At 59.9% G+C, this 15,487-nt stretch carries 10 protein-coding genes and 2 pseudogenes; 6 read left to right on the forward strand and 6 right to left on the reverse strand.

Annotated features, from left to right (window positions below):
• Positions 1 to 26 precede the first annotated feature (26 nt).
• The gene (locus NLM33_RS48895) at positions 27 to 632 is read left to right on the forward strand and encodes a recombinase family protein (RefSeq protein WP_254106652.1); all 606 of its coding nucleotides are present in this window, start codon (positions 27 to 29) and stop codon (positions 630 to 632) included.
• A gap of 15 nt (positions 633 to 647) precedes the next feature.
• Positions 648 to 3,617: a Tn3 family transposase gene (locus NLM33_RS48900; RefSeq protein ID WP_254106653.1), complete on the forward strand. Its 2,970-nt coding sequence runs from the start codon at positions 648 to 650 to the stop codon at positions 3,615 to 3,617.
• Between the two features lie 8 nt (positions 3,618 to 3,625).
• Here NLM33_RS48900 and NLM33_RS48905 read toward each other — a convergent pair whose 3' ends face one another.
• The 6 genes and pseudogenes from NLM33_RS48905 to NLM33_RS48930 form a co-directional block, all read right to left on the reverse strand.
• Positions 3,626 to 4,468 carry an IS5 family transposase gene (locus tag NLM33_RS48905; protein ID WP_254099474.1) on the reverse strand — a complete coding sequence of 281 codons (843 nt, stop codon included), beginning with the start codon at positions 4,466 to 4,468 and terminating at the stop codon, positions 3,626 to 3,628.
• 172 nt (positions 4,469 to 4,640) lie between these two features.
• A pseudogene (locus NLM33_RS48910) lies at positions 4,641 to 5,239 on the reverse strand (SOS response-associated peptidase family protein).
• Positions 5,232 to 5,582: a hypothetical protein gene (locus tag NLM33_RS48915; protein ID WP_254106654.1), complete on the reverse strand. Its 351-nt coding sequence runs from the start codon at positions 5,580 to 5,582 to the stop codon at positions 5,232 to 5,234. Before NLM33_RS48915 ends, NLM33_RS48910 begins: the two are co-directional and overlap by 8 nt.
• Positions 5,579 to 6,708 (reverse strand): IS3 family transposase gene (locus NLM33_RS48920; RefSeq protein WP_254095161.1). Its coding sequence is split into 2 segments (ribosomal slippage): positions 5,579 to 6,456 and positions 6,456 to 6,708, totalling 1,131 coding nucleotides; the frame shifts between segments, so codons are not numbered across the junction. Before NLM33_RS48920 ends, NLM33_RS48915 begins: the two co-directional genes overlap by 4 nt.
• 87 nt (positions 6,709 to 6,795) lie before the next feature.
• Positions 6,796 to 7,569 (reverse strand): hypothetical protein, encoded by a 774-nt coding sequence (locus NLM33_RS48925; protein WP_254106655.1) that lies wholly within the window; start codon positions 7,567 to 7,569, stop codon positions 6,796 to 6,798.
• Between the two features lie 1,132 nt (positions 7,570 to 8,701).
• Positions 8,702 to 10,951, reverse strand: coding sequence for a hypothetical protein (locus tag NLM33_RS48930; RefSeq protein WP_254106656.1), 2,250 nt, complete (start codon positions 10,949 to 10,951; stop codon positions 8,702 to 8,704).
• A gap of 485 nt (positions 10,952 to 11,436) precedes the next feature.
• On the opposite strand from NLM33_RS48930, the gene NLM33_RS48935 reads away from it, so the two are divergent.
• From NLM33_RS48935 to ltrA, 4 genes and pseudogenes are all read left to right on the forward strand, one after another.
• Positions 11,437 to 11,838, forward strand: coding sequence for a transposase (locus NLM33_RS48935; RefSeq protein ID WP_254106358.1), 402 nt, complete (start codon positions 11,437 to 11,439; stop codon positions 11,836 to 11,838).
• A 29-nt stretch (positions 11,839 to 11,867) separates the two neighbouring features.
• Entirely contained in the window at positions 11,868 to 12,188 is a 321-nt protein-coding gene (gene tnpB / locus NLM33_RS48940; RefSeq protein WP_371930196.1) for an IS66 family insertion sequence element accessory protein TnpB, read from the forward strand.
• A gap of 44 nt (positions 12,189 to 12,232) precedes the next feature.
• A pseudogene (locus NLM33_RS48945) lies at positions 12,233 to 13,610 on the forward strand (IS66 family transposase); the annotation flags it as partial.
• A 556-nt stretch (positions 13,611 to 14,166) separates the two neighbouring features.
• Entirely contained in the window at positions 14,167 to 15,420 is a 1,254-nt protein-coding gene (gene ltrA, locus NLM33_RS48950; RefSeq protein ID WP_254096825.1) for a group II intron reverse transcriptase/maturase, read from the forward strand.
• Positions 15,421 to 15,487: the final 67 nt, after the last annotated feature.

The raw sequence follows: 15,487 nt of genomic DNA on the forward strand, positions 1-15,487 counted from the left end.
AACTCGGAATTTGAGGTTTGTCGTGCATGTTGATTGGTTACATGCGGGTATCGAGCAGTGATGAGCGGCAGTCGGTTGCCTTGCAGCGCGACGCCCTGCTCGCGGCCGGGGTCGATCAGCGTCACCTGCATCAGGATCGCGCTTCGGGCGCGCGCGACGATCGGCCGGGGCTGAAGGCTTGCCTTGCAGAATTGTGCGAAGGTGACGTGCTGGTCGTTTGGAAGCTCGACCGTCTGGGCCAGTCACTCTCCCACCTGATCCGGATCGTTGAGGATCTGAAGATACGCGGGGTCGCCTTCCGCTCGTTGACGGAAGCGATCGACACGACGAATTCGCACGGCGCATTCCTGTTCAACCTGTTTGGCACGCTTGCCGAATACGAGAGAGTGCTGATCACGGAGCGGGTCAACGCTGGTCTGGCGGCGGCAGGCCGGCGCGGTCGCAAGGGCGGCAGGCCACCGACGATCGACACCGAAAAGGTCGAGCAGATTCTGGCGGCGCTGGAAGCCGGCGCCAGCAAGGCGTCGGTGTGTCGGACATTCAAGGTGCCGCGCTCGACGCTCATCGACACATTGCGGCGAACCGGATGGACCGGACCGGGCAAAGAAGATGAGCCTGCTCCCCCAGTTTGAGAGCGGGTGTGACCGATGGCCTTCCTCGACGCGCAGTCGCGTACCGTTCTGTTCGACCCACCCGACGTTTATGAAGAGGCGCTTGCGCGCTATGCGCTGTCCGCTGAGGACATCGCTTTCGCCAGGGCGCATCGCCGATCGCATAATCGTCTGGGTTTTGCCATCCAACTCGCCCTGGTGCGTGATCTCGGTCGTCCGCTCCGCGCTGGGGAAGTTCCGCCTCAGGCGGTCGTCTCCGTTGTCGCCGACCAGCTGGGCATCGACGCTGCGGTGTTCGCACTCTATGCCCAGCGGGAGGAAACCCGTCGAGAACATACGCGGGAGATTGTCGTCGCACTGGATCTCCAGCCCGTCCGGGCGAGCGATTATCGATCCCTGATCACCGCGGCGGCACGCGATGCCGCCGCGACCGAACAAGGCGAGCCGATCACCAAGGCCGTGATCGAAGCCCTGAAGGACAGGAAGCTGCTCGTTCCTGTGCCGGAACTGCTGATACGTCTGGCGATGGCGGGCCGGGCGGCAGCGCGACGACAGGCTTATCGCGGCTTGATCCGGGGCATGGAGCAACCGTCCATCGAGGCGCTTGATCAGCTTCTCATCGATCGGTCCGGCGATCGGAACCATCTCGGCTGGATTGCGGAAGCGCCGGAGGGGACGAAACTGAAAAACCTCAAGGGCCTGATTGCCCGGCTTGAGGTTCTGCGTTCGGCGGCGATTTCCGATGAGCGGCGTAAAACGATCCATGCCAACCGCTATGGCATCATCGCCCGGGACGCCCGCATTCTGCATGCCCGTGAGATACGACGCCTGACATCCGAGCGCCGCTACGCCACGCTGACGGCGTTCGTCATCGAGAGGCAGGCGGCAATCACCGACCTTGCGATCGACATGTTCTGCAAACTGATCGGCAGCACCCGTCGCAAGGCTGAACTGAGCCGCACAGAACGCCGGCTGAAAGAAGCCGAGATTCTTGATGGGGTGGCGCTCGATCATCTCAAGCTCGGCGAGGCGCTTCTGGCCGCCCGTGAGAGCAACACCGATCTCGCATCCGCAATTGCAGTCTCACTCGGCTGGGACGGATTGACCGCCAGCATGGCGGCAGCCAGGTCCGTTGTGCGCCCCGATCGCAGCGACGAATTCGATGAGCTCATAGAGCGGCACAAATCGCTGCGAAAGCTGGGCAGGCTCATGTTCGGCGCGTTCTCTTTCCGGTCGTTTCGTCCCGATGATCCGGTTTTGAGGGCAGTGGATCATCTGCGTGCGCTCTACAGTGGCAGGAAACTACCCGCGCAGGTGCCGTTCGCGTTCATGACCCGCAAGTGGCGGCGACGTGTGCGCTCGGACGGTGTCACCATCGACCTGCGGGCCTGGGAAGTGGCGGTGCTCGTTCACCTGCGGGAGCGCCTGCGGGCCGGCGACATATGGGTTGATGGCAGCCGAGCATGGCGCAGTTTCGAGGATTATCTTCTGCCTCGACCGATCTTCGCCCTGATGCGCGCCGAAGGGCGGCTCGGGCTTGCCATCCCTGACAGCTTTGCCGAATGGCGAGCTGAACGAACCGCCACACTCGACGCGAAACTCAAAGAGCTGGCAAGGGCGGCGGCCGCCAACGCCATTCCAGATGCGGCTATTTCCGACAAGGGTTTGTCGGTCTCCCCGATCCGCGAGGAGGAGCGTGACAGGATCGTCGCGCTCAGCCGGCGTCTTTATATCCTCGTGCCCCGGATCAGGATCACCAGCCTGCTTGCTGAGGTCCACAGCTGGACCAGGTTCCTTGACAGCTTCACACACTATCGCACCGGCGAGACGGCGAACGATGAGGCAGCACTGATGGCCGCTATCCTTGCCGACGCCACCAATGCCGGTGCTGAACGCATGGCGGAAAGCTCACGCGGCGTCACAATCCACCAGATGATGCTAATGGTGGATCGGCATCTACGATCAGAAACCTACGCCACGGCGACTGCCGTGCTGGTCGATGCGCAGCAAGCCCATCCGTTCGCCGAGGTCTGGGGCGACGGTCATATCTCCTCCTCGGACGGGCAGTTCTTTCCGGCAGGCGGGCGCGGTGAAGCCAGTCTCGAATACAATGCAAAATACGGCAAAAGACCAGGTGCCTCGGTCTATGGCTTCCTGTCCAATCGTTTCGCCTCCTTTTTCTCCCGGATGATCCAGGCGTCCGAGAGCGAAGCGCCCTACGTGCTCGACGGCCTCCTTCACAACGAGAGCTCGGTCGAAATCCATGAGCATGCAACCGATACCGCCGGCGCGACCGAAACGACATTCGCTATGTTCCACGGCTTCGGCTATAGGCTCATTCCCCGTATCCGCAATCTCGGCAATCGCAGGCTCTTCGTCATCGATCCCGACCCGGCGTACGAGCCGCTCGGGGCGCTGATCGCGGGAACCGTCAACATGGATGTCATCGAGCAGCACTGGGATGAGGTCTTGCGGCTGAAGGCATCGATCGGCGCCGGCCTGGTGCCGCCGTCCGTCATCCTCAAGAAGCTTGCCGCATCGCCTCGGCAAAACCGGCTCAATCAGGCGCTGCGTGAAATGGGCCGGATTGAACGCTCGATCTTCATCTGCGACTGGTTGCTCGACACCAAGCTCCGGCGCAGATCGCATGCCATCCTCAACAAGGGTGAAAGCCGTCACGCCCTTGCCCGGGCGGTCTTCCTCCACCAGCTTGGCGAGCTGCGCAACCGCGTGGCGGAAACCATGGCCTATCGGGCGTCAGGTCTCAACCTCGTCGTCAACGCCATTATCCTGTGGAACACCGTCTATCTCAGCCGCGCTGTCGATTATGTCCGCACCCAGGGCATCGATATTCCCGCCGAGCTGCTCTCCCAGGTCGCACCGCTTCCCTGGGCTCATATCGCACTCACCGGCGACTATCTCTGGAACGAAATTGACCGACCCCTCGAACGCTTCAGGCCGATCCGCGCTAACCGTTTCAATCCAAACAACTTCGCTTTCCCTTAGAGTCTGACTCAAAATTGCATTGCTGTTTTTATGGCTGCGATGCGCCTTGTCATGAGTTGGACGGAGGCGAGGAAGAGCCAGGCAGTTGCGCTTTCGATGGTTCGCTCGAAGTCCTTGGCCAATCTGCGGTTGCGGCCGAGCCAGGCGAAGGTTCGTTCGACCACCCAGCGGCGCGGAAGCACCTCGAAGCCCTGTGCGGCATCGGAGCGCTTGATGATCTCGACAGTCCACCGGCCGATCTTTCCCAGCACCGCCTTGAGCTTTCCGCCGGCATAGCCGCCATCGGCGAAGATATGGCGCAGCCAGGGGAAGCGGTAGCGAATGCTGCACAGGACATCTGGCGCGCCATCGCGATCCTGGACGTCGGCAGCGTGAACGATCGCGCCGACCAGGAGCCCTTGGGTGTCGGTGACGATGTGGCGCTTTCGACCCTTGATCTTCTTCCCCGCGTCGTAGCCGCGAGGGCCGCCACCTTCGGTGGTCTTGACCGATTGGCTGTCGATCACACCAGCCGTCGGCGAGGCCTCCCGGCCGATCGCCTCGCGCGCCAGCATCAGGAGTGCGTGGTTGATCGATTGCCACAATCCGCTGTCCCGCCATTGGTAGAAATAGTACTGCACCGTGGTCATTGGTGGAAACAGAGTGGGCGGCAGCATGCGCCACGGCAACCCGCCGCGCAGCAGATAGAGCACTGCCTCGACGATGTCCCGATAGCTCCATTTCGGGCGCCGCCCGCGCTTGGCCCGCACAGGAAGCAACCTCTCCAGCACGACCCATTCCGCATCCGTCAAGTCGCTTGGCAAACGCAGCTCCTCTCGGGCAAACTGTGCCCGAGTGATATCAGTCCACATTCTCGATCCCTTTGATGCTTCGCAACACCAATGGAATCAGAACTCGCTGATATCACTCAACTTATTTTTCGGTCGGACACTTAGCGGGTATTATTGCAGAAATGCCCACGGAGCCCCAATATTCCCCTGAGCAGACAAGTAATATGTATTGGGCGTCGTCTGCTGCCTTCGATTAGGCCGCCGTACGATCTTCCTTATCCGCTCCGCGCATCACAATCCTGAGCACATCATCCGGCAACGGTCGTTGCGATGCCTTGTCCTCATCCCATGCCGCGCGCATCCACACGTCCCGCTCCTCGTCGGTCGTCAGGAAGCCATAGACAAGGTGCGGAGCAGGGATCGGCTTGGACTTGGTGCCACGCTCGCCTTTGAACTCAGTCCAGATGCCCGCAAACGCCGTGAGCGGACGGTCGTCATTCAGCGCAAACCAGACGACGTCCTTCTTTTTGGTCGCCGGGTTCGGCTCGGGCGCGTATTCGGCGAAGCTGTTGAACGGCACGAGACGACGGTTTTCGGGCTTAAGCCAGCCGCGCCAGTGCGGCGATGAAGTGTTGCGGATATTGGTGACCGGCGCGGCGCCTGTGCGCGGCGGCGATGGCATGCCCCCCCGCATCAGCGTCATTTCATTTCCGGCTTCTGTGTTGGATCACGGGCGCGGGATGGTCCGGGAAGACGCCGGGCATCGGCGTAAGTTGCCGACGTAGCGGTTGACGACGCGGAAGAGCGCGAGGATGGCGGCTGGTTAGTGGTGATCGAATAGAGATTACACATCGCGATTACCTTTAACCTCGTCTTGCGCTACGCCACCGACCTCGGTTGATCCTGCTGGTTCAACGCACCAGCGCACCGCAAACCGCGCCAGCACGGCAATCCGGCCCGGATCGGCGCACGTTTCATGGTCGGCGGCGAACGTGATGTTCGAACTCGAAGATTTCGTTGCTGACACGCACCAAGAGAGAATAGAGAGCTGGCCCCGGTTGTTTGGACAGCGCCCCGCGAAAATTAAGTGGATTCCTGCCGGGTTATGCTGAAGGCGGGGCTTTACGATTTTGCTGTGGCGTCGGGAGGGCGTAAGCCCGACCAGAGCCGCAGCAAAATCGTTGGCGACGATCATGCGGCCGTCACCATCGTTTGCGCGCCGAAGTAAGCCTCGTCGGGCGTGCGTTCGTCAAGGCTCGAGTGAGGACGTCCTCGGTTGTAGAACGCCAGATATTTGGAAATCGATGCTCGCGCCTCGAGCACGCTGTCGTAAGCACGCAGATAGACTTCCTCGTATTTGACAGTGCGCCACAGCCGCTCGACGAACACGTTGTCGCGCCAGGCACCCTTGCCGTCCATGCTGATGGCGATGTTCGCGTCCAGCAGCACGCCGGTGAAGTCGAGGCTGGTGAACTGGCTACCCTGATCCGTGTTGAAGATCTCGGGCCTGCCGTGCTTCGCCAACGCCTCCTGGAGCGCTTCGACGCAGAATATCGTCTCCATCGTGATCGATACGCGATGGACCAACACCCGTCGGCTGAACACATCGACGACCGCCGCGAGGTAGACGAATCCACGTCGCATCGGAATGTAGCTGATGTCCATTGCCCAGACCTGGTTCGGCCGCTCGATCTTCAATCCGCGCAATAGGTACGGGTAGATCTTGTGGCCCGGTGCGGGCTTGCTCGTGTTCGGACGGCGATAGATCGCCTCGATCCCCATGCGCTTCATCAGCGTCGCGACGTGGCGGCGGCCAATCTGCATGCCCTCACGCTGCAACAGCGATCGCAGCATGCGCGCCCCTGCGAAGGGATAATCGAGGTGCAGCTCATCGAGCCGGCGCATCAAGACAAGGTCCTCGGCCGAAACCGGCCGAGGTTCATAGTAAACCGTACTGCGGGCAAGGTTCAGGACCTTCGCCTGGCGCACGACAGACAGATCATGGTCGCGGTCGATCATCGCTTTGCGCTCAGCAGGCCCGCCTTGGTGAGCGCGCCGGACAAAAAATCGTTCTCCAACGCAAGCTCGCCGATCTTGGCATGTAACGCCTTCAAATCGACCGGCGCCTCGGCCGGTCCGTTGTCCTGCCCAAACACTCCGGCGGCGCCTTCCAGGAGTTGGGTCTTCCAGGTCGTGATCTGGTTCGGATGGACATCAAACAATTGCGCCAGCTCGGCCAACGTCTTCTCCCCCTTCACGGCCGCCAAAGCCACCTTTGCCTTGAATGCCGGAGAATGCGTCCGGCGACTCCTCTTCGTCATCTTCGCTCCTGATTCGCGGCAAGAAGCCTCGCCGCTCTCAGGCAGAAAATCCACTCAAGCTACTGTCCGAATTTGCGGAGCCAGCTCTTAGCGATCGGACAGATTTTTGATTACGGTTTCGCGTTCTCTAGCGAACCTCTCACGAAAGGAAGCTTGGATAGATTGAAGCTTTTGGAAGTTTTCGATAGTCGGCGCAGGTGGTCCACTTTGTTCCGCATGAGATTGGCGCTCACGTTGCGCGATCTCAGTAGCGATCTCATGGACCAAAGTATTCCTCTCGTCGCGCATCTCGACGATATCAGGAGCGAGAGCAATCAATTTCGACAGACATCCGTTGTTTGTGAATTTGTCGGCCGCCTCAATGAAGGGTGATGAAAACTTTCTGCGGGGCTCGCCGTGAACCGTGCCCTTGGATCTATTATAGTCCTCCTGTCCCCGCCTGAACGCGGCGGCAATGAACAATTCGCGTAGGCGCTCCGATGCGGTCGCGAGATAAATCAGCGCGCTCATGCGGTGAAGATCAAAAAAGGGGTCGTTGACAAAATGCCTCCCCCTCGCTGCATCGATTGACAGTAATAACAGCCCCATCGACATTCGCGCGGCTTCCATCAATCCCTCAAAGTCTGCGCCAGCGATAGCAATCGTCTTCAGCCATTCCGGCGGCTCGGGTTGCGCGGCTTTGTGCGTTCCGCGCGCATTGAAGATCATTGGATTGTCGATTGGAGGGTCTGTTTGCCATTGCGCATGTCCGAAGAGATCGGGATCGGCATCATATGCATTCAGCCATCCAAAGTTCCCGAGCTTCCAAATTTTCGCGGCCGTCAATAGACGCTCCGCCTCGGCATGGAGCGTATCGTTCAAGTGGTGTGTCGGCCCAGTTGTCACAATGGATGGCCTCTTGGGTTCGTTGTACTGCTGTAGCTGAGGCTACGGAGAAAATGATAAATCGCAAGGCCGCCCGGAGCCAAGGCGCGGCGAATTGATTCATCTCCAGCGCACAGCTAAGGGACACATTCATCTGAAATTTCGGAGCCTTGGCTTAACTCCGGACCTCGCATAGCATCGGCAAAGGTTTAACGTCGCACCGGCATCAAACAAATGAGCCGTTTCCTGCTGTGCAGCATAGCCGCTACCTGCTTCGCCGGGCCTTGGTACTTCATTCCTCCGAAGCGAATGCCGACTTCTTGGAGCGATGCTGCCACTTCGCCGAAAGTCACGGAAGCGGACAGCGCGTTCTAAAGCCCCGTCAGTCCACGGTTTACTGATATCTCTTGCAGCCTCTTCTCATCTGCATCTGGACGCAATATTATCTTCCATTCAATTGTGACCAGTGGCACTCCAGCCCATCTTTCGTAATCGCATTCGTAGTACACGCCGCGCCGCCCGACTCCCCTCGCGCATCTCGCGCCAGCGGAAACCAGCTCTTTCTGCAAAACTTGAAGATCTGAACCCGCAGGAAAGCGACTGTTCAGATACGTTTGCGCGGCGCTCACAATCTCCTTTCGCGGCAAGGACTCGAAATAGTTGAAATCGAAAGTCGTCGGATCTCCTCCCATCGCTTCTTCAGAACAAATGGATGGAAGTACGACGACTAATAGTGATACCCAACCCGCCAAGCCCAAGCGCATCTCCCATGTCCTTCAGTCTTGAGCGCCGCACCGCGACATGAACGAAGGTTAAGGCGGCATCCCGGCAGGTTCCACTCCCAATTCAGCCGAGAATGCCTATTTTTCCCGGATGCGTTCATTTGAGTTTTGCCTGCCGACCAAGGGCACACCTGTTCCGGACGGCCCCGATTGGCTCCACGAAGTGAAATACGACGGTTATCGCCTCCGACTGGTGCGCAGATCGTTCTTCATCGCGCCCTGCACGGATTTGGCGACCTTGTCGAGCACGTTGCTGACTTTAAGCACCGCCGGTGTCTGCGCGCTCATCGCCGTCGCATGCGCTGGGGCTGCAGTACCGAGCTCGCGCGGGCTTCGGCTTTTCTTTCTTAGTGCCGAGGCCACAGCGGCTGGAAATGCCCCGGCGTGTGCAAAATGTGCACCAGTCGACCTTCCTGACCCAGGACAGGATGCACGGTCCACCCGCCATTCGCATGTGCCTCGATGGCTTGAATGCGCAGGCCAAAACTGGTCGCCAGCACGACCCCGACACCAGCGCCGTAAAGGTCGATTTCGCCATGCGGATCGACCGTGCCGTCTTGAACCAGGCTATTCCGCAACAACTGAGCCTGTTGCTGAAGTTGCTGAGTCTGCGGCGTTTCGTCGTCCTGTCGCTCCGTGTTGCTGGCCAATTGAAGAACCGTTTCCAGCAGGCAATTCAGTCCTTGGCCACTGGCTTGTCCCACGTAGGCATTGAATCGCGCCAAAAATGCTTGGAGCGTGTCGCTCAACGGGCCGACAGACAAGGCAGGCAGCGATGCGCCCGCGAGTGCCTGTGAGGGCGCCTGGTGATGTGCCGCGGGCGGCACTCCGATGGCGGCGCTGTGCCGATCGGAGCCAGAAGTACTGGTGTGTTGCCAAGGATCGCTGACGATGTTTTCTTCGAAATGACGCCCCCAAAAGCCCGTGGGCATCTCTGATGGTCCCATGCTTTCGGCACCGCTGGTGCCACCCCAGTCCTGTGCGCCAATCGGTCGTGTGTCGCCGTGAGCAAAGTCCTGGGGAACATACTCTCCGATGTCCGGAAGGCCGTACAGTGCCTGCGAACCGCCTTGCCCGGAGGACGATGCACCGGCTGTGGACGATGCCGCGACCGCAGATGATGGAACAGTTCCGGGGCGCACCTGCACCGGTCCCTGGTGTTCAAACCCGGGTTCCGGAATCAGCATAACGTCACCGCCGAGCAAATTATTTAAGGTCGCGACCTCCCTTCTTCCTCTCCCTGCCCACTGCGCCGAATACGATCGATCAAGGATCCTCAGATGTGTCGGCCGACACGGCCCCGGCAGGAGTCCGCGTGCGTCGAGGGCGCGGATCAGCTCGGGGGGAGCCGGTTGGCTGCCGTGCTCCCAGCTCAAACCGACGATACTTCCAAAATCGGCCGCCGACAGGCGAGCGACGAAACTCGATGACGCTTCCGAAGTACCGGCAAATGAAGATCGTCCGGTGGCTTGATCCCACGGCGGCGGCCGAGCCGGTAGGGCGGCTGCCGGAGCGGATGACTGTTGCGACAGGCTTAAGGAAGACGGCATGCCTTCCCAAAAGTTCGCGAGGTCCCAACCGTCGGCGGGCAGCTGGCCAGCTTGGTCCACTTCCTGCCAGAGTTCCCCCGGATCGACAGCTTGCAATGGCGAATGGGCTGCCTGTTCCCCCATCTGCCAGGAGCCGACTGCGCCCGAAGCACCGTCCCCGAGGCTACTGTTGCCGGACTCACGTATCAGGCCGATAGGCGGCGTAGTCTCTGTTCGCTGGTTGGAACGAGCTGCATCATCGATGATATGTCCGCGTTCTGCCGTGGAACTGTGATGTGGAGGCCCGCGATCAGCTAATGTGTTTGAGTCACGATACTCACGAAGCGCTCGCAAGCCGGCTTTCAGGTCCCTCAGGTGGTGGGCACCCCGTGATACCCTACCGGCGTGGTCGACCAGCGAATCGTGATCGAGTGCAGTAATCGTTTGACTTGGCCCGAGAGAATTCGCCAAGTCACGCAAAGCGCGATTATACCGCCGGGCGGTCTTGCTGAGCCACCCTCGGTCCCCAGCAGCTGCCTGGATGGCCCGGTCGATGAGGCGCACGTCGTCCACAGAGACAACTAGACCATATGGCGTATCAGGCTCGCGATACCACCGAAGAACCATCAGCGCGGAAACCACATTCCCGTCTTTCGGAAAAAAAGCTTTGACGAGAGCGACCAAGGAAACATGATCGAGTGCATCAATGGTTAGGCCTCGCGCCCCGAGACGATCGCCCAATCGACGAAGAGCGCGACCGTAAGTGCATCTTGTTCCTTCTTTCAGACGCTCGCACGCAACCTCGGCCCCGAGAGCCGAGCTGATGAGGTTCTGGTCGTTATCGGACAGATGAGGATAGTCAGGGTTTGAGCGCGGTGGGCGGCCCCCTGCGATGGGAGCAGCACCGCCTTGGCGCTCCTCGGCCAAGTGCTGCTCAGAGTCCTCGTGTGCGACCTGGTCTACCGCTCCTGGCGCGGCCGGCTCTGCCTGTTGTTGCAACATGGCGTCGTACGCCTGCAGCCAACCTGGATCGAATGGATCGAATGGATCGAAATTGTCTGGGTCCACGCCAATCTCCCGCGTCCGAAGCTAGATCGTCGCAAGTTCTCCACTTCAGCGCCAAAAGCGGGAGGGGGGGTGAATTGATCGGGATAGGGCGACAGTCCCGCACGATCGTGGGTAACAACTTTGATCCCTGGCAGCGCGTCAGCCAGCTGCGCCGGGGTGGCTCCATTCACCGACAGGCCCATATTCGCACAGACCGTAGAATTGCGGACCTACCAAAGCTGGGCGGCGGCGATCAGGGTGAGCACACTCCGTCTCGTCTTCTTCCTTGTCTTCTTCGTTATCTATAGCGCGACAAACAGGATGAGAACGCGTATTGCCTCACATATCGATGCTCCCGAGTGCGATCGGTTGCCTCATTTAATTTGCTCCCGGCCAGGGTTGAGGAGGAGGCCGGGTGCGGAGATGGCCGGGGTTTAGTACGCGTACGACCATGACCGCTGAATTGCGCGTTGTGAATTTTGGCGAACAGGTGAGAAATCGCCTGTATGGACGTGCATACAGTCAATTCTGTCAGTCGGCTTGAGATCGTTGATAGGGGCGGTCGACGTCGGTTCAGCGACGAGGCCAAGCTGAAAATCGTCGCCGAGAGCTATTCATTGCCCCGTTTAGGGTCGGCCACGGCCCGCAAATACGGGATCACGCGCTCGCAGTTGGCTGATTGGCGTAACGCAGCCCGGGCCGGGCGTTTTGGTTCGACTTCGGTTGAAGGATTTGTGCCAGCGGTGATCGTGCCGGAGGTTCCGGCGGCGCCCGCGACGCCGATGACGAGCGCGGCCGGCAGTCGTATGGAGATTGTGGCTTCTAACGGTTGTCGGGTGATTGTGGATAGGGGCGTCGATGTTGACGTGCTGATTCGGATCATGCGTGGTCTGGAGACGCTGCGGTGATATCGCTTCCCTCTGGCCAGAACGTGCGTGTGTGGCTAGCGACGGGCTATACCGACATGCGGTGTGGATTCCCGTCTCTTGCGTTGCGGGTACAGGAGGTGCTCCGAATGAGCCCGATGGAGGGCAATCTCTTCGTCTTCCGCGGTCGCAGTGGTTCGCTTTTGAAGTGCATCTGGCACGATGGCCAGGGCGCATGCCTTTTTACAAAAAGATTGGAACGTGGGAAGTTCATCTGGCCTACCGTTGATGGAGGCGCTGTTCCAATATCGCCGGCGCAGCTGAGTTATCTTCTGTCCGGAATAGATTGGCGTCATCCGCAGGAAACATGGCGCCCGACGCGTGTCGGATAGCATTTTGCGATTGCATATTTGTGCTGATCTGATTCGATGGCTTCGTGACATCGAAAACGGACGATCTTCCCTCTGACCTTGCGAGCGCCCTGGCGGCGTTGCGGGTTGAGCGCGAGGCTCTTCGGGCCGAACGAGAAGCGCGTCAGCAAGCCGAGACGAAGGCTGCGAGTGCGCAGGCCGAAGCAGCCAACGCGCTGGCAAAGCTGTCCGGCAACGAAGCGCTGATTGCACATCTTGAGCTGCGCATCGAGACGCTGAAACGCGAGCTTTATGGGCAGCGCTCCGAGCGCGGGGCGCGACTGATCGACCAGCTGGAACTGCAGCTTGAAGATGTTGTTATGTCGGCGACCGAGGACGAGCTCGCCGCGGCCGCTGCAGCGGCGAAGACGCAGAGCGTACGCGCCTTCACGCGCAAGCGGCCGGTGCGCAAGCCCTGGCCGGACGACATCGAGCGCGAGCGCATCGTCATCGATCCTCCAACGGCCTGCCACTGTTGCGGCGGGTCGCGGCTGTCGAAGCTGGGCGAGGATGCAAACAGGACGCTGGAGGAGATCCCGCGCCGGTTCAAGTTGATCGAGACGGTCCGCGAGAAGTTCACTTGCCGCGATTGCGGGCAGGTCAGCCAGGCACCGGCGCCGTTCCATGCCACGCCGTGCGGCTTCATTGGTCCGCAGCTGCTGGCGACAATCCTGTTCGACAAGTGCGGCATGCACATCCCGCTCAACCGCCAGAGCTCCCGGTTCAAATGCGAGGGCATCGACATGCCGGTGACCACGCTGGCCGACCAGGTCGGCCACGGAACCTTCGCCCTGGCTCCGATCTCCGAGCTGATAGAGAAGCATGTCTTCGCGGCCGAGCGTCTTCACGGTGACGACACCACCATCCGCATCCTGGCGAAGGGCAAGTGCACAACTGGACGTATCTGGGTTTATGTTCGGGATGACAAGCCCTTCGCGGGCACCGCTCCGCCAGCTGCAGTCTATTACGCCTCGAGCGACCGACGGGGTGAACATCCCCAGAAACACCTGGTTGGGTACCAGGGCATCCTTCAGGCTGACTGTTACAGCGGTCTCAATCCGTTGTTCGACGAACGGCGGAAGGACCGACCGCTCACGCCCGCCTTCTGCATGGCCCATGCCCGCAGGGGGTTCTTCGAGCTAGCCGACATCGAGAAGAATGCCCGGGACGGCGGAAAGGGCAAGCCGATCTCCCCGATCGCGCTGGAGGCGGTCAAACGGCTCGACGCCTTGTTCGAGATCGAACGTGGGATCAACGGCAAGACAGCCGCCGAGCGGCGTGCCGTGCGCCAGGAAAAGAGCAAGCCGTTGTTCGACGAACTGCACGCCTGGCTGCTGCGCGAGCGGCGAAACCCTCTCGCGTTCTTCCGAGGTCCTGAAGCCAATGAACTACAGTGCGCCACGAAGGCGAAGGAACGAGGGAGAACATGAAAATGTAACCCAAACTTCGAGTAGCCTTGCTGCGCGAGAGATGGGGGTTGGCCCTCCGGACTCGGATTACAGGATCAGGGTCCAAACCACCACAAGCTGCGTCGGCACAATGGCCGAGGTGGTGAGCGTTGTTGGAAAAAGCGGGCGACATGCCCGTCAGGTAAGCCTCAGGAAGGCGAGTGGAAACGAACCGCCGATGAAGCATCGAAAATTGGATCAGATGTTGTCGAAACCAAGGGCTTGTAGTTCCCTTGGGACCAAATCTGGCAAGGGCCTGTATTTTGGCCAGGTGGCAACCGGTGTAAAGGCGGCGCGATCCTGATGGCAGGCTCTTGCGTGGAACGTGGGAACCTGCGTCGTGATGACAAGGGAGAACCTGAAGGCGGCAGCACCGCTGAGGGGAGAGTACCGATGCACGGCGCAGGGGCGGACGGGTTCGCAGTAGTGATGAAGCCCGGTAATGCGGGTAGAGCGAAGGGACCCGATCATCTGGCCAACGACGACAGCCAACCCGAAAAGGGGAGGAGCTGATGTCCGAGGCAAAGCCGTATGACATTTCCAAACACCTTGTTTGGCAAGCCTGGCAACAGGTCAAAGCAAACCAAGGAGCTGCGGGCGTGGATGGCGTCTCTATCGCGGCGTTCGAAAAGGATCTGAAGAGGAATCTCTACAAGGTCTGGAATCGCATGTCGTCGGGGACGTATTTTCCACCGCCCGTTCGTCTCGTGGAAATCCCCAAATCTGACGGCAAGAGTGTCAGGAAACTCGGCATTCCCGCCGTCGGAGACCGCGTTGCCCAGACGGTCGCAAAGATGGTCATAGAAAAGGAAGTGGAGCCAATCTTCCACCCCGACTCCTACGGCTATCGACCCCGACGGTCTGCGCTCGACGCAGTGGGGAAGGCGCGCGAGCGCTGCTGGAAATTCGATTGGGTCATAGACCTGGACATCAAGTCATTCTTCGATACGATTCCATGGGACCTGATGGAAAAAGCTGTAGCCCACCATGTGGAATTGGGCTGGGCTCGTCTCTACGTCAAGCGGTGGCTGCAAGCTCCCGTGGAACGGAAAGACGGAGCCCGTGACGAGCGAACACGGGGAACCCCTCAGGGCTCCGTTGTCTCGCCCGTGCTCTCCAATCTCTTCATGCATTACTGTTTCGATGCATGGATGCAGCGGACCTTCTCACATCTGTGTTTCGAAAGATTCGCCGATGATGCGATCGTCCATTGCAGGAGTGAGGAGGAGGCCAAAGCCGTATTGGAAGCGATCCGAGAACGTCTTGCCGAATGCGGTCTAGAACTCCACCCGGAGAAAACCCGGATCGTCTACTGCAAGGACAACAATCGGAGCGGAGGATATGAGCAAATCACGTTCGATTTCCTCGGGTATACCTTCCGGCCGCGAAAAGCCCGCAACAGGAGCGGTAAGAAGTTTGTTAGCTTCGTGCCGGCCATCAGCCGCAAGGCAGCCAAGGGAATCCGGCAGACTATCCGCGAATGGCGGATAGCATCGACACGGAATAACCAGGAGCTGAAAGACCTTGCCAAGCTGATCGATCCTGTGGCGAGGGGATGGCTGAACTACTACGGGCGATACTACCGCACGGAGTGCGTCAACGTCCTTCGCCATGTCAACGAGACGCTCACGCGATGGGTGATGCGGAAATATAAGAGGTTCAAACGCCGAAAGACCGCAGCAGTACACTGGCTCGGACGTCTCGCAAAACGAGAGCCGAAGCTGATGTACCTGTGGACGGCCGGCATTCGACCCGCGGCTGGATGATAGAAGCCGGATGAAGCGCGAGTTTCATGTCCGGATTCGTGAGGGCGGAGAGGTGAAATTCTTCTCC

Source organism: Bradyrhizobium sp. CCGUVB1N3 (assembly GCF_024199925.1).
In the GTDB taxonomy this organism is placed as follows: domain Bacteria; phylum Pseudomonadota; class Alphaproteobacteria; order Rhizobiales; family Xanthobacteraceae; genus Bradyrhizobium.